This window comes from Sanguibacteroides sp. AM78-02pH3A, from assembly GCF_027666085.1.
Taxonomy (GTDB): Bacteria; Bacteroidota; Bacteroidia; order Bacteroidales; family Marinifilaceae; genus Gabonibacter; species Gabonibacter massiliensis.
Window position 1 is genome coordinate 300,197 of the sequence record NZ_JAQEHX010000002.1, and the last position, 21,736, is coordinate 321,932.

Sequence of the window (21,736 nt, forward strand, 5' to 3'; positions counted from 1 at the left end):
CGTAAATCGCAAATTCTTTTAATCACACTTAATCCTCTGATTTCGTTGTTTTTTAATTTACAATCGTCGATCTAAAATCTACAATTAAAATAGCATTGTACCCGTCCCCGTGGGTTATTATATGTTTTTATGCCGGAAAGGATTGAGACGGGGAGGTTTTATATCGAACAGGTTATAACTTACCACTAAAGCTCCTCGTATCTGGAGCATTTTGTAATCGAAATATTGATTGCTCGGTTTGAAAATATCCTTGAATCCCCAGGATACACGTAATCCGATCTCTACTCTGGAAAATAATTTGCGCTCGTATCCTGCAATCAGTCCCGCATCCCAAGTATCCAGAATGTCGCTAAAGTTAATTTTTAGCGGTTCGTCGTCGATGGCTCCCGTGTAGACTCCGTTGTCGTCCATCATAAAACCTTTGTTTACCGTTACATTGAACTTACCTTTAATGACCCAGGCAAAATAACCTCCTGCAAGGATGCGGTCTTTTTGATTCCGGAACGTGTATTTGAAGTAGAGAGGTACTTCCATCATGGTAAAGTCCATATTCATTTCAGCCGATCCCGTGAAACGGGCGATAACATCGTTTTTGGCATCGTTGAAACGTTGGTTTTCTATTCTTGCGTCCGCATCGATGGCAACTTTTTTGTAGGTTATTTCAGCTCCGACGGTCCAGTAACGATCTACGGGGAAGGTGAATTTCGCACCTAAAGAGGGAGAAAGTTTCGGATAAGGATTGAATGGTTCGGGAACATTACTGAAAGGAAAAGGGATGGCTCCCCCGATATCGGTTCCCAATTGGACTCCTAAGGCAAACCTGTATTCGACATTTTTACGATCGATACTATCCTGTTTAGCGGATGGGAGCGTTTGTTCCGTTTTTCGCGCGAAAAGGGTAACGGAGCAAAAAATGAATAAAACGGGTAAAAATATATATTTCATCATGGTAGATTAGTATTTGAATGTAAGGTTATCAACAGTTAATGTACTTCCTTTGGCACCGATAAAAAGGTCTCCTTTGTTGCTGGAAGTCATGACAATACTGATGTGAGTGGGTTCCAGATCGGAAGTATATTTGATAGGAATGACTATATTCTTCCAGTCGCGTAGGGAGAGATCCGATCCTTTAAGAACGTAATCTCCTTCTCCAATGACGGTCAGATCCGGTATGTCTCTATCGTGATACTCCAATTCACCTTCCCCGTTCCAGTGTAATAATTTAACCCATATACGTCCCTCGTCTACTCCTTTTGCTTCTGTCAAAACATATTTTCCGTCTTTATTTTTAACGGATTGCTGTAACGTGTTTCCCGGTTTATATTTTACATCTATGGAGAGAGAAGCCGGTCTATTGATAAAAGGAATACCGAAGTAGGTCATGGCTCTCGGATCGTCTAATTTGGATATATTCATCTTGAAGTAACCGGTGAACAGGGTTCCGGCTGTAACGAGGTCTCCGATAAAACCTATACTTTGGATGTCCGTGGATATCTGGGCGGCTTTGCCCCCGTTATTCGATACGGGCAAAGTCCCTTGTACGAACATGTTATTAGCGGTCGCCCAGCCGAATCCTTTACCCGGAATGGGATTAATATTTACGTCTATCGTTCCCTCGTTGATCCATAATTCGAAGTCCGAATTTTCAATGGGAGGTACGATCTGGATGTTCCATACCCTTTCGTCTCCGTTGTCGGCTACCAGGGTCAGGTGTTTAGTTTCTCCCGGTTGGGTGAAATGGAAAGAAGTAATATCGGAACCCTCCTTCCACTCTCCGATGCGGGTGATTTGTGCTTCGATATCGATAGGCCATTTTTCAATGGCGTCCTTAAAGACGATTCTAACGTAATTGTCACGGATTCTTGTACTTACCTTATCTTCCGGGAAATTGGTAATTTTAAAGTCGGAAATTTCAGCGTTCGGTTGATCTATGAGTATGATCTGGGCTAAATGAGGAACACCGCTTTCGGAAATCAGGTAAAAAGTTTGCGGTGTATACACATCGTTGAATGTAAATTCTTTCAGATTTAACGGCTGGGCGTTCGTGCTCATTGTTCCGTCAGTTGTTGATGAAAATTTTATTTCAGTAGATAAAGTTAACGGGAATAATTTTCTTCCGTAGTTCAAAGGTATGGAAACAATATTGTTCTCGATGGTTATATTGTTCTGATCGATGTTGATGCCTTGAGGAGTTATTCCGGTAACGGCAAGTGAAGTAATATTGGCCTCGTCACTAAGTTTATCTACTTTAGTACAGGCATTTAATATCAGTATGCCTGTTAAAAAAAGAAGGATAAAGTAATTTCTCATAGTTTATTTTTCTGGTTAAACCATACTTTACGTATTTGAAAATGTAAAGTAAATTATTTATAGATGTATTAACATTATGGGACATTTTCGAGCAAAAAACGTACCAGAATTTTCTTATTTGTATTTTGTCTCTTTAATTCATAGTGGTTTTAGGAGATATTAGAATCTTTTTTATACCTACGATGATATACCCGAGCAGTAACAGTAATAATATGCCGGAACATATAGCTGAAATTTTGGCTCCCGTATAATAAGATTCCGGTTTATATTCGAATACGATAGTATGTTCTCCTGCCGGAATAATCATTCCTCTTAGGATGTAATTGGCTCTGAAAAGGTCGGTTTCCTCTCCGTCGATATACGCTTTCCACCCTTTAGGGTAGTAGACCTCACTGAATAAGGCCAGTTGTTCATTGTTGGCTTTACTCTTGTACTCCAGTCGGTTGGGTGCATATTCGGTTAACACGATCTCTCCGTTTTCGTCGTAGTTGAAACCTTTGTCTTGAATAATCGGTTTGAATTCTTCGTTGATAACGGCTATTTCAGCCGGATCTATCGCCTGTAAGGTGACCAACTCCTCTTTCGGCGTGTTCACTAATTTATAATCTTGTACAAACCAAGCATTCCCAAGGGCGGATCTGTTTTCAATAGAGGCATTGGTATTCAATATAATGTATTTCGTGTTAAGCATATTCAACACTTTTTGCCTCTTCAAGCTCTCCTCCATTCCCGTGAGGGTCTGAGTTGCGTTTGCGTCTTTTTGGAAAGATTGAATCTCGGGAATAATAAAGTAATCGATGATATCCTGATAGCGCTGTAATTTTGCCGCACTATAACCGCCGATGGTTTTGTGGAAATAGCTGGAATGGGAATCGTTGAACACGTTTACGGCTAAATCCAGTACCCGGTAATTCGGGTCATTGTCTTTTAAGATTTCCAGATCGACCGGGCGAGCCCGGAATTGATTATTAAATTCTTTTTGAGTAACGAAATGACTGTTGTTCAGGTAACGTTTGTCGATGGTCCACATGTCCGTCAATATCAGAAGACTGAGGATAATGGCCATTTGAGAGAATTTTAATTTTTGGATCACTCCCGCCCAGATAACGGTTCCTGCTAAAAGAATAAAGATTAAAGAGCGGAATGCGTCGGCCCGTAACATGGATATTCTGTCCTGAATCACCAATGCCCGTAACCAGTCATAGTACTGTTGATCTACGGGAGCGGTAAAATTACCGGCCAGACCGGGAATCAGGGCGAAGACGGCACAAATACCTCCGGTAATACCAATAGCAATTTTTAATCCTTTGACTAAGGTTTTTTTGTCGAATTTTTGATTGAATATTTGGTTTAAGGTATAAATGCCCAACAAGGGAATCGTTAGTTGCAGAATGATCAGGATCATGGAAGGTACCCTGAATTTATTGTATAGAGGTACATAATCGTAAAAGATATTGGAGAAGAACATGAAATGTCGTCCCCAACCCAAGAATAGAGCTAATAAAGAGACTCCTACGATCCACCATTTCATCGGCCCCTTGATCAGAACGATCCCCAATACGAAAAGAAAGACGGCAATGGCCCCCATATACATCGGACCGGCCGTAAAGGGTTGTTGTCCCCAATAGGTTCCTAACTGTCGGATCACTTGATCGACTTCTTTTACTCCTTGTTGTTTCAAATATTTGTAAGTTTCCGAGCCGGTGCCCAATCCTCCTTGAGAGCTGCCTCCTTTGAAATTGGGTATCAATAAATTCAATGTTTCGTCTATCCCGTAGCTCCAAGCGGTGGCGTACTCTTTGTCCAAGCCTTTCGTTTTGGCGGATGGATCGTCGGAGGTTAATTCGGAACCTCCCCGCATGGTATATTTCCCGTATTCCCAGGTGGGCCATAGATGATTGACATTGGTTCCGGCTGCCAATCCGGCCGCAACCACTAATAGAAGTGCCGTTTTAAGGAAAGCGGGTAATGTTTTGTTTTTAATGGCTGTATAGAGTTGTCCTATACCATAGGCAATAATGATAAATGCCAGGTAGAAGGTAATCTGAGGATGATTTGCCGTGATCTCGAACGAAAGGGCCAAACCGAATAACAGAGCGCCTAACAACCGTTTTTTTCGGAAGGCGTAGACGACTCCTGCCAGGACAAGCGGCATAAAAGCGATAGCCATCATTTTAGCATTGTGTCCCACTAACAGGATCTGGAAGTTGTAGGAACAAAAGCCGAAAGCTAAAGCGCCTGCAATCGCTAACCAGGTATTTACGCCAAACGCTAACATCAGCAAATAAAAGCTGAAGAGTGCGATAATAAGGTAGCTTGCCGGACGAGAGCCGATAAATAATTGTTTATATATATATTCCAAGTAATTCCCTTTATATTTCGTGAGGATCATAGTGGTGGGCATACCGCTGAACATGGAGTTCGTCCATAGTGTCTCCTCTCCGGTCTTCTTTTGAAATTCAAGAATCTCGTTGGCGGCTCCTCTCCAGGAAGAGATATCCGACTGGTGCACGATTTTGCCTTCGAAAAGGGCGGGGAAATAAGCATATGAAATGATAATAAAAAGAATTAGTGCAATGAAATGCGGATATAACGGTTTGAAGTTGATTTTTTTCATGGATAAATTCTTTAACTTATGATCAAACAGGGACAAAAATAAAAAATATAATCGTCAAACCCCCATTATCGATAAATAATTCCTATTTTTGTTTACTATTTGCGCGATAAATCTATAAGTACAAAGGTTCATGGGGATTATTATCCGGCAAAGCATAAAAGGCACTGTTGTGAATTACGTGGGGGCTTTTATCGGTTTCCTTTCCACGATGTTTATCGTGACTCGTTTTTTAACTTCAGAGGAGATCGGTTTAACTCGGGTATTATTTGAAGCTGCCACGTTATTAGGAACCTTTGTTCAGTTGGGGACGACCTCTTCCGCTATTCGTTTTTTCCCTTTTTTTAAAAGTAAAGACGGCCGTAATAACGGTTTCTTTTTTTATCTTGTCGCTTTGCCTTTAGTCGGGTGCTGTCTTTTTATTCCTGTGGCCTGGTTGCTGAAGCAGCCTGTATGTGCTTATTTCGAGCAGAACTCGGCTCTTTTCGTGGATTACTATAATTGGTTGTTTCCTTTGATGTTTTTTATCGTTTACCTCGGAGTATTCGAAACGTATTCCAATTTGCTGATGAGAATCGCTGTCCCAAAATTGATACGGGAAGTAGTGATCCGGTTGTTGTTGATCGGGGTTTACATTTTGTATGCCGTTCACGTGACGGGAATGACCGGTTTGGTTGCTACTTACATTGCCGTGTATGGTATTGCGATGTTTTTAAATCTATGGTATGCTTCCCGGATTGGTTCCGTCTCTTTAAAACATGATTTCTCTTTTATAAACAAAGATCTTCGTAAAGATATTTTGAAGTATACCGCTTTTTTAATGGTGGGGGTTATCGGGGGAAGTATCACGAGTAAATTGGATCTTTTTATGGTAAGTGCGGAGATGGGATTGAATTACGGTGGAATCTATACCATCGCCTTTTATATGGTTGCCATCATCGATATCCCTTCCCGTTCGATCACGGCCATTTCTTCCCCGGTAGCGGCGGAAGCCTTGAGAGCCGGCGATTTCGAGAAGGCAAATGCCTTGTATAAAAAAGTATCTTTGCATCAATTGTTGATCGGAGGATTTCTGTTCCTGCTTTTATGGATAAACATAGACAATATATTCGATATTATTCCTAACGGAGCGGATTATCGGGCTGGTAAATGGGTTGTTTTTTTCATCGGTCTTTCTCGTTTGATCGTGATGTTTTTAGGTTTTGGATATACATTGATTAGTTTTTCCAGATACTATTATTGGGGTCTTTATTTTACCTTTTTTATTACGGCTATTACCATTCTTACGAACAGTTGGTTGATTCCCATATTGGGCATGACCGGGGCTGCCGTGGCGACGTTGCTGACCTGTATCCTTTCCCATACCGTTCAACAATGGCTTGTATTTGCAAAAGTGAAAGGAAATCCCTATACATGGAATACACTTAAGTTGTTAGGTATCTTCTTGTTGTTATACGGTTTGAATGCCATTTTACCGGATATGGACGACCCTTGGTTGGATGGGATTTTCCGGAGTTCCATTATGTGTATCGCGGGAAGTGTACTCACTTATTTCCTGCATCTTTCGGTCGAGGTAAATCAATTGGCGGATGATCTGATTTTTAAGTGGCTAAAATGGAGAAGATGATGAAAGAATTAACTGTATTTACCCCGACCTATAATCGGGCTTATACATTGGGACGCCTTTACGAAAGTTTATGCCGGCAGAGTAATAAAAATTTCGAATGGTTGGTCGTGGATGACGGCTCGAAGGATGGAACGGAAGAGCTTATAAAAAGCTGGCAATCGGAAGAAAAAATTTCCATAAGATATATTTATCAGGAAAACGGCGGAAAGATGAGGGCTCATAACCGGGGAGTAAAAAGTACGGAGACCGAATTGTTCGTATGTGTGGATTCGGATGATTACTTGGTAGACGACGGGATAGAGAAAATTTTATCTTTTTGGAAAGAGAAGGGGGGAGATGCGACGATTGCCGGACTCGTGGGATACCGGGGGAAAAATACCGAAGAGACTTTGTCGGACGGCAAGTTTCCTTATGAACGTAATTCGACCTTGAAAGAGTTGTATAAAAACGGTTTCCGGGGAGATTCGACCTTGGTATACAGAACGGAGGTGCTTCGTTCGTTTTTATTTCCCGAAATTGAAGGGGAGAAGTTTATTACCGAGGCCTATGTGTATAATCAGATAGATCGGCAATTTCAACTGTTGGTTTTGCCTCGGATTATCATCGTGTGCAATTATTTGGAAGATGGATATACGCGTAATCAAGCGAAATTAAGAAAAGATAACCCGATAGGATATGCTTTATACTGCGATCAAAAAGCGATGTATGCCGAATCCTTTAAAGAGAGGTGGAAGAATACGATTAATTATGTCAGCTATGCCTTGGCCGGTAAAAAGAGGCGTCTTCTGGAAGATTCATCGGATAAGGTAAGGACCTTCTGCTGTTATCCATTGGGATATCTTTTATTTTTAAAACGGAGATATAAAAATAAGAAAGTATGAAAGTGGCTTATTTCCTTGGGGCATTAAATCGGGGAGGCATGGAGACTCTTTTATTGGATATTTTATCCCGAGCAGACCTGACTTCTTATCAAATCATATGTATTTATCGGGAAGAGGGAGTTATTTCGGATCTATATAAAGCCACGGGGGTTCCCATGTTTAAGATGACACCCCGGAAAGGAATGGACTTATCTTACGTTTTTCGTTTGAGGAAATTGCTCTGCAGGGAAAAAGTAAATATCGTTCATGCCCAGCATTCGTTAGAGGCTTGTTACGCCTGGTTGGCAACGAGGGGGTGCGGGATAAAGATCGTTCAAACGTTTCATGGTTATGATTATCATCAGACGGCAAAGGGGCGTTTTTTTATGAAATGGATGATCCGGCATGCGGATTTGAATATTTTCGTGAGTGAGGTACAAAAGTCCTATTACGAGAAAAAGTATCGTTTCCCCCGGAACCAGAGCCGGGTCGTTTACAACGGGATCGATTTCGCCAAATTCGAACAACGGGAGAAAGGAGAGTCTTTTGAATCGCCCGGATTGCTGATGGGGAGCGTCGGTAATTTTGTTCCCGGAAGAGATCAGATAACCATTTGCCGATTTCTGGTTTTATTGAAAAAAGCGGGTATCCCATTTCGATTTTTATTTGTCGGCAGGAAAGATTCCCGTTACCCTCGCTTGTATGACGAATGTGTTCGTTTCTGTGAGACTGCGGGTTTACAGGATGAGGTATGTTTTTTGGGAACAAGATCGGATGTACCCTCTCTTTTGACCCAATGGGATGCTTTTATCTATTCTACGGAACATGATTCTTTCGGTATTGCGGTTATAGAAGCGATCGCTGCCGGTATTCCTGTTTTTGTGAACGATTGGGAGGTGATGCGGGAGGTGACGGAAGAGGGCCGGTTGGCCGTGATGTATAAAACAAAAGAGGTGGAACAATTGCTATCCTCTTTTTTAGATTTTTATGCTCATCCCGAAAAATATAGAGAGAAAGCGCGGAAAGCGGCCTTCTATATTAAAGAAAAATACGGGATAGAAAAGCATATGGAGGCCTTGAACAGGCTGTATACTCATTTATCAGGCGTTGGCAATAAAACGTGTTGAATGAAATCGGGATAGTTCTTCTCCGCGGAGAATTTTTCCAACCATAATTTACGGGGATGGAGAGTCTCTTTGACTTTGTATAGTTCCCGGATTCGGGCAGCGATCAATTCGGGAGAAGAATCGGGAGCGATCAGAATACCGGTTTCCGGTGTGACGATTTCACTTGTCCCTCCTACATTTGTCGCGATAATCGGAATGTCGAAAGAGATCGCTTCCATAATCGCCACGGGTAATCCCTCGCTGGAACTGACATTGATAAAGATGTCGATCGGTTGTGATTGATAGTATTCGATGACTTGTTTGTTACTCCGCCTGCCGGTAAAGTTTACCTTTATGTTATCGGGAAGAAGCAGACTTTTCTCTTTTAATTCCTCCCATAGGTTACCGTCTCCGATGTGGGTCCATTCGATTTTTTGATCGCGGATGGTTTGTAAGGTTTCTAAAATTAAAGCTACCCGTTTGACGGGAATCACGTTGGAGCAGCTCAGGAGACGGATGATACCATCTGGAGGGAAGTTTTTTTTAACCCCATGGTCCAGTGTACCCAGGTAACTGCAACAGGCATTGAAACGGTAACTTCCGTATCGTTCCGAGGCGTACTCCAAACCTTGTTTGGAGATATAGACGGCTTGCGTCAGGTGAGTGTAAACTTCTTTGCGGAATGGAATATATCGATTGGCTCTTCTTTCCAGGTATAGGTCGGCCCCGTGGAAACGGACGATTTTTTTGCGCTTGTTTTTAATGAAGGGGAGTACGTAGGCCGTACCGATACCCCAATAAAAATAAACGGTATCATTCTTAAATTCGTCGTTGACTTTTTTAAAATCTTTATTAGAGAGGATGGCCCGACAGAAGGTAGATACCGAAATGTATTTTATAATTTTGCTTAGGCCGGTATAAGCTTTATCCGAAAAGAATCGGCGGATGAAATAAAAAAAGGGGGCACGGCAAAAGATTCCCGACAAAATCGTATCCCGGTCGTTTCTAAGCATGGGTTTTAGTACCTTGCAGTTGGCCGGAACCTTTCGGGTGATCTCCCCTTCGCCTATCCAGGGAAGAATCGTGATCTCATCGAAAGCTTTTGACAGGTAACCGATTTCGTTTTCGATAAAAGGTTCTTTGTAACTGTAAGGAAAACTCTGGGTGAAAAATAACAGTCGTTTCATGGGTTATTTGTTTTTACCGTAGTAATTTTTGGAGAAACCTTTTACTTCTTTTCCTTTCAGGGTATTCCATGCTCCCCAAAGCAATCCTGCCCCGTAGGCGAATACTTGAATATTCAGTGTCAGTATAGAGAGTAAAGCCGTTTGGCCGCTTTTGTATTTACAATAGGATTGCACGAAAGCAAACAAGCAGATACCGATGAATCCGCACCCGATGACGATCCAAATCAGAGGGGCATGGGCGGGTAATAGAAAAGAAAGTATCCCGACAAGGATTAATCCCAAAAGTAATAATGCCGGTAGTAGATGTACCGCTTTTAATGTATGCGGATGTCTTCGGGTCAGGTTAATCCGGGCGACACCCCAGTTGAAGATCTGTCGGAAGAATTTAGGGATACTGGTACGCCGTTTGTGATACACGTAAGCTCCGGGAATCAATCCCACCTTAAAGCCTGCGTTGTATATTCTCATGGAGTAATCCATGTCCTGTCCGTGACGTAAACCTCCCATGCCTCCGATCGTTTCATAAATTTTCCGGGATATGCCCATGTTAAAACTGCGGGGGTAGAATCTTCCGATATGTCTTTTGCTGCCGCGGGTTCCTCCCGTACCGATGAAGGAGGTCATCGAATAATTGATGGCTTTCAGCAAAGGGGAAAATGAGGGATGGCAGGTGTCCGGACCGCCGAAAGCATCGTAAGAGCGTATTTGTTGTGTTTTTTCGATTTCCGTTAGCCAGTGCGGGGGAAACATGCAGTCCGAGTCTACGAAAATGAAATAATCCCCTTTGGCTTGACTCATGCCGAAATTGCGGGCTGCTCCAGGGCCTTGATTTTGTTGGAAAACAGCTCGTATCTGCAGGCCGCTGGGAGAAGAATAGTGTCGGATGAAATCTTTAAAACCGTCTTTTGAACCGTCGTCCACGAACAGAAGTTCGAAAAGGGAGCGATCTCCTTCTAAGGCCTCGGCACTGACAAGCAGTTCTTTGACCTCCTCCAACCGGTTGTAAACGGCTATGATGATGGAATATGTCGTACTGGTGTTTTTTTCTCCCATGCTTATCCTGATATCGTTTTTTATTCTATTTATAATAAGATTCAATACGGTCGTCCGTTCTGTGGTGAATGAATTGATCTTCCCATATGGCTAATCCGACTAAAATCCAGATGTAATTGTAGTGCCACCGGAGTTTCGGATGGGCCGGATAGTCCAATATGCGTTTGATGTAATCGTAATTGAATATGCCTTGTCGATCGATGTATTTTTGGGTCAATATCTTTTCCGCGGTCTCCTTTAAATCTTTTTTGAACTGGAGGTACGGGTTAACGGTAAATCCCCATTTTTTCTTCGTGATGATTTTGGGCGGCAGATAGGGTTCTAACGCTTTTCGGAAAAGATATTTTGTCTGGTTATTCTTTATTTTTAATTCCACCGGCAATTGGAAAGCGAATTCAACTAACTCTTTGTCGAGTAAAGGAACTCGTTCTTCTACCGAGTGGGCCATGGACATCCGGTCGTCGGTCAATAGATAGTCATTGACCATTTTGGTTTGAAATTCGGCATAAAGAACCTGATCCAGGGCTTTTTCGTGCCGGACACGGTGAAATAGGCTGTCGAACTCCCTGTGAACCCGAATACTCTCCATGCGTCGTTGCTTCAGAAACGATTCGTTATATATGTTTTTATAAAATGGAGTATCGTAATCCCAAACATTTCGAATAATCAGGTAGAAACGTTCTATGTTTCCGATGGCAAGCAACATTTGCACTCCTCGCCGGTATTCGTCGTAACGCAGAGCATGAGAATTATTTTGGAGCTTAAAGATAAAGTCAGATTTCCAGCGTAACAGACGTTGCATCCAGTACGGGGTATAATGATGCCAGCGATTGAACGGATAGATGAATTTATGAATATCGTATCCGGCAAAGAGTTCGTCGCCTCCCAGTCCTCCTAAAATTACTTTTACTTTCGGATGTACGAAAGCGGACATATTGTAACCTTGTAACAAATTGATCTTGGGCTCTTCGGCATGCCAGATGACTTTGGGCATCTGTTGCATGGGGTTCATCGAGAGGCTCAGGGTATGGTGTTTCGTGTGGAAGTAATCCGCTATCTGTTGAGCATCCGGAAATTCATCTGTGGGTTCGTTGAAGCCGAGGGTAAACGTGTTTATCTCCGCAACTCCCAATTCATGCATTTTTTGTACGATTGCGGAAGAATCCAATCCTCCGGACAAGTAGACTCCCACCGGGACGTCGCTGATCAGCTGTCGCTTTACGGCGGCTTTGATCAAAACATTGATTCTCTCTTTGGCCTCTTTTTCCGTGATGGAGCGGTCTGTGCCCACGGGCATCTCCCAATATCGCCTGACCGTAAAAAGTCCGTTTTCGAATAAGGCGAAATGGGCAGCCGGAAGCCGTTTTATCCCTTTGAACAATGTTTCGTTTCCTTGGGTATATCTTAGATTCAAATGAATATGCAGTGCCTTTAGATTGAGTTCCCGTTCGTATTTCGGGTGGAGGATGATGGATTTTTGTTCCGATCCGAATAATAGGATTCCGTCCTTCAGGTAATAATGAAGGGGCTTTACTCCGAAATGATCCCTGGCGAGAAGGAGCCGGTCGCGGTTCTTGTCTAATAACGCGAAAGCGAATATTCCGTTTAACCGGTTAAAAAAATTTGTCCCGTACTCTTCGTAAAGGTGTACCAGCACCTCGGTATCTGTATGGGTACGAAATCGGTGTCCTTTGGTTTGCAGTTCCTCCTTTAGCTCTTCGAAATTATATATCTCTCCGTTGAAGATAATGCAAACGGACTGATCTTCGTTAAACACGGGTTGATCTCCCGTGCATAAATCGATGATGGAGAGACGGCGATGACCTAAGGTGAAATTTCGATGGGTATAGATGGATTTGGCATCCGGACCTCTATGGGCGATTGCGTCCAACATCTTCGACATCAACGGCCGATTGTCTTTTTCTTTTTCAAATATCCCGGCTATCCCGCACATAATTACCCTTATTCCGATAAAACGATGTTATGATCTTCGTTTACAAAGTTACTATTTTTCGGGAGCTTGTACAAATTGTTCATCCCTTTTGCGGTAAATATTGGCGGATACTAAAATTAGAGTCGGTTTAATTTTTTCAGGGCTCTGAATTTAAACCGGTACATCTTCAAAATAGGAAAGAGAGCGTCGTATTTTTCGAATTTTTTCCGGTATTCCAACAGCTCTTCTCGTTTCGTGATCCGGTAGAGCACTTCTATTTGCAAAAGGACTAAGCGAAGATAACTGATGGTGCAGGGGTCGTCTTTCGGATAACCGGGTACTTCGCAACGATTGAAACGCAACCAAAATCCCATGTCAAACGAGGGAAGTTGACGAATTAATCCCTCTACTCCCTCGTTAAAAAGGCGAAGAGCTAAACGGTTGTATTCCGCCAATCGCCCGTCGCCCGTCGCCCGGACGAAGTCGTATAAACCGAACAATGAAAAGCCGTGCCCGTCCAGTACCCGGGTAGGACGGGCCGCCACGTACTCTTCATAAAATGTCTCTTGTATATTCCGGTCTACCGCCACGCCTCCCTCTGAAATATCTTTCGTGAAAGGTATCAATGCTTTGGAGGCGGTTGCGAGGTATTTTTCTTCTCCGGTGATTTGCCATGCTCTCAGGAGGATGGAGATGCCCCGGCTTTGGGCAAAAGCCGATTTCCAGGGTTTGAATACTTGAAATTCCGGTTTGGGAACCTCGGTCAGCCAATAGGTACCGAGGTCGTTGTCCGTTACGGCGTGAGTTTGAAACCAATCGGCAATATTCAGGAACAGTTGTTTCTTCACTTCTTGCCGGGTCGAAAGCCACGAGTGGAAGACGGCTAATCCGTATTGTCCGATGGTAATCGGGTAATAATGCAGTTGTCGTTTTTCGACATCGATATAACTGGTATTGATGGGTACTCCTTTTTCATCGAACGAGTGAATGAGCCGATTCAGTCTGGAGAGATTCTCTTCGAATTTGAAATAGTAACCGGACAACAAAGGGGTAGTATTCTCTTGGTTTATCTTCAGGTGTTTGTTACCGTTCAGGTCCCGAAGGAATTTGCGAAACATGAATGTAATTTTCTTTAGTTGCATATTAATCAATGAATTGGCTTAGTCGGGCGGTTAATGTTTGTCTTGAATATCGAGAGATTTTTTCCGAGTCTCCTTGGAATTCCGGTTGTGTGTATGCCGTCGATATGAATTTTTTGATACCTTCTTTATCATGGAAAGAGAGGGTTATTCCGGAACGACAATCCCGGATGATCTTGCCCGCCATACTCTCCCGATCTTCTATACAGAGAATCGGCGTTCGGGCCGCCAGGTATTCAAACAGTTTTCCCGGCATATGTCCCTCGTTTTGATTCGTATGATGGAAGATTAATAATAGAAGTTGTGATTCGATCAACTCTCTTACGGCTCTTTCGTGGGGTATAAATCCGGTAAATACGGCTTTTATATTCTTTTTTGAAGTAATGTATGCCTTGTGTTCTTCACTTACTTTACCTACGAATTGTAAAACGATTTTTTTTTCCGGATAGAGTTCCGCAACGGCATCGATAAAGGGTTGAACTGGATAAGAGGAGGCCAATGTTCCGGCGTAAGTAATCGTGAACTCCTCTTTTTTATTGGCTCCCTCTGTTTTAAAATCTTCTTCGTCAAAGCCGTTGGTTAATACGTGTATCTTATCGGGAATGATTTTAGAGCTTTTACAGACGAGTTTCTCTTTGATGAAATTGGCGGTTAATACAATATCGCTTTTTTCTAATACCTCCCTTTCGTAAGCCTTGTCAATGGCTTGTGCTATACGGGTGGGGTATAGGTCATGATAGTAGTAGATATCTGTCCATGGATCCCTGAAGTCGGCTATCCATTTTATGTTTTTGTTTTTCTTTAATTTCAGGCCGATCAGGTGGGTGGACATCGGGGGACCGGTTGTGATGACCGTTTGGATGTTGTATTTTTCGATCAGCTCTACGGCTTTAGCATAAGCATATTTATTCCACCCCTTTCGGGCGTCGGGTAAAAAAAAATTTCCTCTGATAAAGCGGGCTACTTTTTGTCTAAAACGCGGTTTCCCCTCGTTGACAAAACCGCTGTAAGGAGCTGTTTTAGCGCGTGTGATTTTTTTGTATAATGAATATAATCCTTTTGCCGTTGTCTTGTATACCAATATGTTAGGATCAACATCTTTCTGTAAAGTAGGGTCTTGTATGGGGTATTCTGCTTTGTGCGGATCAACAGTTAAGATGACGGGTATGACTTCCGAAGTCGGCAGATATTTTGCAAATTTCAGCCAGCGTTGAACGCCGGGCCCTCCCGCGGGAGGCCAATAGTAAGTAATTACCAATACTTTTTTTATTTTTGTATGCTGTTGCGTCATGATGATCTGCATTAACTTTTTTACAAAAATAGTGTTTTTTCGGAAACAGAGTGAATTGGAGAGAAGATAAGACGGCAATAGAGATTTGAAAAATGAGAAATAATGAAAAGATTCGGTTTTGCGTGGAAACCAATAGGGGGAATTTTTGTTCGTAATTTCTATTTTATAGTAGTACTTCTGTTGTTTAATTTTTCTACAGGGGCTTGGATGAATGCGGAACGGGAGATAGGAATTTCCATATATACCAAATGGGTGCATGGATTTATCAATGCCTTTCTTGTTTGTTATCTATTGGGTGCTTTTCGGGAATTCATCTCTTCTGTTTGGTTAAAGAGAGTATATACGGGTGTCGTAATTTTTTTATCCGGCCTATTGTTCGTGTGCGAGTGCTTTACGCTTTATTATTATAAAAGTGGATTTGTTCCTTCAATCGTTTTACCGTTATTAGCCACGAACCCGGAAGAGGCGAACGAGTTTTTTCAAATGTATGGGGGTGTGAAGTGGCTGGCTGGTGGGAGTATTGTTCTTGTCATGGCCTGTTGGATATCGACGTTTTCTTTGAAAAGCATCTCTTCCCGTTCTCTTTCCCGGATAGGTAAATTCGTTGCATTATTTTTATTGGCGGGCATTCTGGCGATGATATATCGTCAGAACAAGACCCCGTTGTTTAAGACAATGGTTCCGATTCAGCGTTTATGGGTTTCTCAGCGAATGGTACGTGACGAGATGAAGGTTTGTAACAATTTAATGAAACAGGTAAGTAGTAATCCGGTAATTACCCGAAACGAACCCGATATAGAAGATATCGTTCTTATTTTAGGAGAATCTTTAGGAAGAAAATACATGGGAGTTTATGATTCTATATATCCGACGACACCTTTGTTGCGAGAATTGAAAGAACGGGGTGAGATTTATTTGTACCGGGACGTGATCAGTCCTTATGTCTCAACGATTTTATGTATTCAGTCTTTGTTTTCTTTCTATCATTACGAATCTGTTAAAGCATGGAATAAATATAATCTGTTGGTCGATGTAATGAAAAAAGCAGGGTATGAAACCATATGGATATCCAATCAGGAATCTTTTGGTGCTTATGGAAATTTGCCTGCGGTGATAGCTAAGCGTAGCGATGTGACTATTTTTAATCATACCAGGAGTTCCTTTGAACATTGTTACGGGGATTTTGACGAAGAGCTGCTGCCTATTATAGACGATCAATTGCAGAAAAACCCGAATCGGAATTTTTGGGTTATCCACCTGATGGGGTCTCATGGTAATTATCGGCATCGTTATCCGGAAGAGTATGCCCGGTTTAAGGCCGACGATGTGACTTGGTTAGAAGAAGAAGAAAAGAAAGAGGTATTGGCGTCCTATTTGAACACGATTCTTTATAATGACCATGTCGTTTACGAAATATTAGAGCGTTTCAGGGAGAGAAAAGCGGTGATCGTTTACCTTTCCGATCATGGAGAAGAGTTATTTGAACGTCGGGATTTTTCGGGGCATACGGAGACTGATCCGAGCAGATATATGGTTGAGATTCCTTTTTTGATTTGGTGTTCTCCCCTTTATAAGGAGATGGAATCTCAAAAAGTAGGACAGATCGCCGCTTCGGTTAAAAGACCTTATATGACAGATGATTTGATTCATACGATTTTGGATTTGGCGAATATCGGGACCACGGATTTCGATAGTACCAGAAGCGTAGTTAATCCGGCTTTTAATATAAAAAGGAAGCGAATAGTCAGTCGGATTGATTATGATAGGTTAAAAGCGGTAAGAGAGTAATTCCGGGTGAATGGTTCGCCGATTCAAGATCTTCCGAGAGATATGCTATAAAAAAACCTGCCTGAAACCAGGCAGGTTTTTTCACTTTAAGTTTGTTTGTTTGGGTTACTAATAGAATTTGTATCTTGAATCAACAACTCCAGCCTTTTTCACTAATGAAGGAAGTAATTGATAATTTACCCGATAGAAATTAGTTTGTAACATACTTGCTTTAGCCAGAGCAATCTGTTCAGGAGTCACTTCGTTTACATGTTTTGTATTAACCGTGACAATATAGACCCCCTGATTGCCGATGATCGGTTTGGATATTTCCCCCTCGTTCATAGCTACAGCTTCGGCAATGACCTTGGGTTCGATTCCGGCTCCCGGTAATTGAACGGAATTGAAGTTAACATCGTTTGCGTCTACTACTTCGGCTTTAGCTTTTTGAGCTATGGAGAGTAAGCTTTGGCTTCCGCTCATGTCTTTTTCCAATTCTTTAGCGATGATTTCACCTTTCTTTTGGCGAATCAACTCTCTTTTAATGAGGCTTGCAACGCTATTCAGCGGGGCGATGCCTTCTTTTTGTATCTCTGTCAAAACGGCTACCGTAAACTTATTGCCACTTTCGAAGATCGGTGATTTTTCTTTTGTCAGCAATACGTTACCGGTTTTATCCGTTAGATAAGCCTCGCGGATAATCTCTCTGGCATTATCCATACCCGGGATTGTTTTATCGTTTTTACCCAAATTGGCAATCCTTTTTGTTTGTTTGTGATCGGTAACGGCAGTTTCGAAGTCTGTTATCGTGGTTACATTATTAACGAATACGCGGGCATCGTTATAGATGTTATTGATGGTCTGCTGAGACGGAGTGATTTCTTTGCTTATAATACCTACTAATACCTTTTCTTCCGGTTTTGATCTGTCGGTTACTTGTACGATATGGTAACCATATTGTGTTTTAACTGTTTTGATTTCGTTTTTATTGGCAAAGAACACGGTATCACTAAACGGTTGGATCATGGCATTTTGGGTGAACCATCCCAAATCCCCACCATTGATGGCGGAATTTTGATCTGCCGAGTAGCGTTTGGCAATAGCTTCGAAATCGGCTCCTTTACGTAAAGCTCCGGCTAAGCTATCTGCTAATTTCTCAGCTGCCTGAACAGATCTTCCGTTCTCCGGTACGATCAGGATATGACGGGCTTTAACCGAATCCGGTAACATTCTGCGATCGGCTACCCGTGCGATGTTATAGGCTTGATCTTTTAGATAAGGACCGAATACGCCGTTGTTTTTTTCGACAAAGATAAAATCATCCAATTCACTGTACCCGAGCTCTCCTTTTTTCAGGTAAGCGGTCGGAAATCTTTTTTCGGAAGAGAGAGTGGCGAATTCAATAACGTTTGGAGCCGAAGCAAATTCGTCTTTTAATGAGTTTACCCACTCTTCTGTCTCTTTGATGTCTTCAGGCGAGGCGGTAATATCGAAGCTGACATACGCGATTCGTCTGCTTTCCGGTACTTGGAACAGGTATTGGTGCGAGTTGTAATAATCTTTGATTTCGTTGGAAGTAACGGTTATGGAAGAATCACTGATGGTATTGTAGCTTTTCAAAATGTAGCTGATATCGACCGTCGTTGCCGCATTCTCCAAAAAGTTTTTAGCAAAAGCGTCTGTAACGTATAACCCTCTTGTTAATAATATATTGTATTTACTTTGTTTTCTGGCGGTTGCTATCTGCTCTTCCATATTCAACCAGTAGGCTTTTTGTGGAGTACCCGCCGGAGCTTCGATCAATTGTTTGATAACCAAGCGAGCCCGATCTTTATCTACCTGTCCTGTTTGAGGATCTGCAAATAATTGTTGGACGGCCGGGTTCATATTGTCTCCGAGAAGAAGGTCGTATAGTTCGTCTCCGCTCAGGCCCATCCCGATATTTTCATATTCTTTTTCCATGATGGCGTTGGTAACAATCTGTTGCCACGTATTTTCACGGATCATCTGTTGTTGGTCTTCCGATAAGGCGGAAATGCCATTCATGGATTTTACCATTTCCTCATTTTTAGTGATTTTTTGCTGGTATTCCTGAATGCTGATGGATTCTCCCGCTATTTCTCCTACCTTGTTTCTGGAGCGATTCATAATGCTGGCACCAGAGCTTAAAGCATCTCCAACAATGAAAGCCACGAGGGCTAAACCAATCACGATACTAACAAGTATTCCACCGCGATTTCTAATTTTTTGTAACGTTGCCATTTATATTAAATTTTAATGTTTTTACACACGATTCATCTATTTTTTCGAGCGTACGAATATATAAAATGGATCGCTTTTTTGCAAATAAATTTTATGTTGTCGCTCGTCTATTGCTATTCCTTCTTTTTTGTTGATTTTTTAGGTGTTTTTGACGCAGCTTTACTATTAGTTTTCGTCGTTGCTTTTTTTGTTGTCTTCTTTTTGGAATCTCCGCTCTTTTCGATGATTTCCATACACTCCTCCTGCGTCAGTAGAGCTGCGTCTTTCCCTTTGGGTATTTTGTAATTGATTTTGTTGTAAGCGATATAGGGTCCGAAGCGGCCGTTTAAAATCTGTACTCCGTTTTCAAACACGTTGATTTGCCGATTTTTTTCAACCTCTCTTTTCTCGTTAATGCGTTCGATGGCTGTATCCAACGTGATGGTTCCGGGATCGTCAATACTCTTTTTCAGAGATACGAATAGTTGGTCATGTTTGATGTAAGGACCAAAACGACCCATGGCAACGGAAACGGGTTTCTCTTCATAGGTGCCGAGTATTCTCGGAAATTTGAAAAGAGCTAATGCTTCTTCTAACGTAATGGTCTCCATGAGCTGCCCTTTTAATAGACTGGCATAACGCACATGTTCACCCTCTCCGATTTGTGCCACCGGCCCGAAGCGGCCGATACGAACCGATACGTTTTCTCCTGTTTGAGGATCTGTCCCGAGCGTACGGGCTCCGGTATTACGCTCCGATTCTTTCAATGTCTTTTCCACGTTCGTGTGGAAAGGTGTGTAAAATGTCCCGATCATAGATTGCCATCCCACTTCTCCCTCTGCAATATGGTCAAGTGCCTCCTCTGCTTTAGCCGTGAAATTGTAGTCCATGATGTTGGTAAAATAATTGGATAGGAAGTCGGTGACAACCATCCCGATATCCGAAGGAAATAATTTTTTCTTTTCGCTACCGAAAAGACGGGTTAACGTATGCTTCTTTATGTCGTTACCTTTTAATTCGAAGTTTTGAATTTGACGTTCGATACCTTCCCTGCTCTCTTTAATGATATAACCCCGGTTTTGGATAGTCGTAATAGTCGGGGCATAAGTGGAAGGACGTCCGATTCCCAGAGTTTCCATCTTTTTAACGAGGCTGGCTTCCGTATAACGGGGCGGGTGCATCGTGTATTGTTCTATGGCTTCTATTTTTGTTCTTTCTAAGCGGTCTCCTTTGTGAAGCGGCGGAAGCAAATCGTTTTTCTCGTCTTCTTTCTCGTCATCTTGCGACTCCATGTATACTTTTAAAAATCCGTCGAATTGAATGACTTCTCCCGTTGCAGTAAAGATTTGCGGGAGCGAAGAGATATGAATGGGGATGGTCGTTTTTTCCAATTCGGCATCTGCCATTTGGGAAGCCAGCATGCGTTTGCGAATCAGAGTATAGAGTTGCTGTTCGTTACGATCTCCGTCAATTTCTTCTTTGTCAATGTAAGTCGGCCGGATGGCTTCATGTGCCTCTTGTGCGCCTTTGGTTTTTGTCGCGTAATTTCTGGGCTTTGAATATTTTTCGCCCAGAGAGCTTATAATGACGCTTTTAGCTGAATGAATAGCCAATTGGGAAAGATTCACGGAATCTGTTCTCATATAGGTGATATGTCCGTGTTCGTATAATTTTTGAGCGACGGCCATCGTTTGTGAAACGGAAAAACCTAATTTCCGGGAAGCCTCCTGTTGCAGGGTGGAGGTTGTAAAAGGAGGAGCCGGTTTCCGGGTTGTCGGTTTGGTTTCTACTTCTCCTACGGTAAAATCAGAAGATTTACAAGCTTCTAAAAATCGAAGGGTAGTTTCTTCCGTTGAAAAACGTTCGGATAATTCGGCTTTTAGAGAAATCTGTTTACCTTCGGAGTCTTTCGTGTTAAACTGTCCGGAAACCTTATAGTATTTTTGTTCGGTAAAATGATTGATTTCTCGTTCTCTCTCCACGATAAGTTTTACGGCGACGGATTGAACGCGTCCGGCAGAGAGCGAAGGTTTAACCTTTTTCCAAAGTACGGGGGAAACTTCGAACCCCACAAGCCGATCCAATACCCGACGAGCTTGTTGAGCATCGACTAAGTTTTTATCTATGTTTCTTGGATTTTCGATAGCATGTAAAATGGCATCTTTGGTAATCTCATGAAAAACGATGCGTTTCGTGTTTTCGCTTTTTAGATCTAATACTTCAAACAAATGCCAGGCGATGGCTTCTCCTTCCCGGTCCTCATCGGAAGCTAACCATACAGTTTTGGCTTCTTTTGCTAATTGCTTTAATTCTTTAACAATAGCTTTTTTGTCTGCGGATATCTCGTATTTAGGCTGAAAATTGTTTTCAATATCGATACCTAAATCTTTTTTTTCCAAATCTCGAATGTGGCCGAAACTGGATTTTACTATATAATTATTTCCTAAAAAACGTTCGATGGTCTTGGCTTTCGCCGGAGACTCCACTATTACTAAATTTTCAATCATAGATGATTCCTTTATCTCTGGCCTTGAGGCACAGAATTATCGCTTTCTCAAGCGGTTCACTCTGAATTTAGGCTGCAAACTTACGTAAAACAATTGAAAGT

Annotated in this window: 14 protein-coding genes; 4 read left to right on the forward strand and 10 right to left on the reverse strand. The window is 42.2% G+C overall.

Annotated features, from left to right (window positions below; all coding sequences use genetic code 11):
- Positions 1 to 117 precede the first annotated feature (117 nt).
- The 3 genes from PGR74_RS04080 to PGR74_RS04090 all read right to left on the reverse strand — a co-directional run bounded on the left by PGR74_RS04080 (position 118) and on the right by PGR74_RS04090 (position 4,927).
- Positions 118 to 948, reverse strand: coding sequence for an outer membrane beta-barrel protein (locus PGR74_RS04080; protein WP_041503317.1), 831 nt, complete (start codon positions 946 to 948; stop codon positions 118 to 120).
- A gap of 6 nt (positions 949 to 954) precedes the next feature.
- Positions 955 to 2,310: a PCMD domain-containing protein gene (locus PGR74_RS04085; protein ID WP_270516759.1), complete on the reverse strand. Its 1,356-nt coding sequence runs from the start codon at positions 2,308 to 2,310 to the stop codon at positions 955 to 957.
- 133 nt (positions 2,311 to 2,443) lie between these two features.
- A complete protein-coding gene (locus tag PGR74_RS04090) occupies positions 2,444 to 4,927 on the reverse strand; it encodes a YfhO family protein (protein WP_052634565.1) in 2,484 nt (827 codons plus the stop codon).
- Between the two features lie 130 nt (positions 4,928 to 5,057).
- Between PGR74_RS04090 and PGR74_RS04095 the strand changes: the two genes are divergently transcribed.
- From PGR74_RS04095 to PGR74_RS04105, 3 genes are read left to right on the forward strand one after another with little or no spacing between them, the layout of a single operon-like run.
- The gene (locus PGR74_RS04095) at positions 5,058 to 6,551 is read left to right on the forward strand and encodes a lipopolysaccharide biosynthesis protein (RefSeq protein ID WP_270516760.1); all 1,494 of its coding nucleotides are present in this window, start codon (positions 5,058 to 5,060) and stop codon (positions 6,549 to 6,551) included.
- Positions 6,548 to 7,432 (forward strand): glycosyltransferase family 2 protein, encoded by an 885-nt coding sequence (locus PGR74_RS04100; RefSeq protein WP_041505217.1) that lies wholly within the window; start codon positions 6,548 to 6,550, stop codon positions 7,430 to 7,432. Before PGR74_RS04095 ends, PGR74_RS04100 begins: the two co-directional genes overlap by 4 nt.
- The gene (locus PGR74_RS04105; RefSeq protein WP_270516761.1) at positions 7,429 to 8,538 is read left to right on the forward strand and encodes a glycosyltransferase family 4 protein; all 1,110 of its coding nucleotides are present in this window, start codon (positions 7,429 to 7,431) and stop codon (positions 8,536 to 8,538) included. The genes PGR74_RS04100 and PGR74_RS04105 overlap by 4 nt, the downstream gene beginning before the upstream one ends.
- Here PGR74_RS04105 and PGR74_RS04110 read toward each other — a convergent pair.
- The 5 genes from PGR74_RS04110 to PGR74_RS04130 all read right to left on the reverse strand — a co-directional run bounded on the left by PGR74_RS04110 (position 8,505) and on the right by PGR74_RS04130 (position 15,120).
- Positions 8,505 to 9,704, reverse strand: coding sequence for a glycosyltransferase (locus tag PGR74_RS04110; RefSeq protein ID WP_041503321.1), 1,200 nt, complete (start codon positions 9,702 to 9,704; stop codon positions 8,505 to 8,507). The two genes, PGR74_RS04105 and PGR74_RS04110, sit on opposite strands and share 34 nt — an antisense overlap.
- Positions 9,705 to 9,707: 3 nt before the next feature.
- The gene (locus PGR74_RS04115) at positions 9,708 to 10,757 is read right to left on the reverse strand and encodes a glycosyltransferase (protein WP_041503322.1); all 1,050 of its coding nucleotides are present in this window, start codon (positions 10,755 to 10,757) and stop codon (positions 9,708 to 9,710) included.
- 25 nt (positions 10,758 to 10,782) lie between these two features.
- Positions 10,783 to 12,711 carry an asparagine synthase (glutamine-hydrolyzing) gene (asnB, locus tag PGR74_RS04120; RefSeq protein ID WP_041505215.1) on the reverse strand — a complete coding sequence of 643 codons (1,929 nt, stop codon included), beginning with the start codon at positions 12,709 to 12,711 and terminating at the stop codon, positions 10,783 to 10,785.
- A 116-nt stretch (positions 12,712 to 12,827) separates the two neighbouring features.
- On the reverse strand, positions 12,828 to 13,808 hold the full coding sequence (locus tag PGR74_RS04125; RefSeq protein WP_059026977.1) for a D-glucuronyl C5-epimerase family protein: 981 nt from the start codon (positions 13,806 to 13,808) through the stop codon (positions 12,828 to 12,830).
- Positions 13,809 to 13,833: 25 nt separating this feature from the next.
- Complete coding sequence (locus PGR74_RS04130; protein WP_270516763.1) at positions 13,834 to 15,120, reverse strand: glycosyltransferase; 1,287 nt, start codon at positions 15,118 to 15,120, stop codon at positions 13,834 to 13,836.
- 102 nt (positions 15,121 to 15,222) lie between these two features.
- On the opposite strand from PGR74_RS04130, the gene PGR74_RS04135 reads away from it, so the two are divergent.
- Positions 15,223 to 16,908, forward strand: a complete 1,686-nt coding sequence (locus PGR74_RS04135; protein WP_270516764.1) for a phosphoethanolamine transferase — start codon at positions 15,223 to 15,225, stop codon at positions 16,906 to 16,908.
- A gap of 108 nt (positions 16,909 to 17,016) precedes the next feature.
- Here PGR74_RS04135 and PGR74_RS04140 read toward each other — a convergent pair whose 3' ends face one another.
- Entirely contained in the window at positions 17,017 to 19,149 is a 2,133-nt protein-coding gene (locus tag PGR74_RS04140) for a SurA N-terminal domain-containing protein (RefSeq protein WP_041503326.1), read from the reverse strand.
- A gap of 113 nt (positions 19,150 to 19,262) precedes the next feature.
- Positions 19,263 to 21,635, reverse strand: a complete 2,373-nt coding sequence (gene topA, locus PGR74_RS04145; RefSeq protein ID WP_041503327.1) for a type I DNA topoisomerase — start codon at positions 21,633 to 21,635, stop codon at positions 19,263 to 19,265.
- Positions 21,636 to 21,736 lie beyond the last annotated feature (101 nt).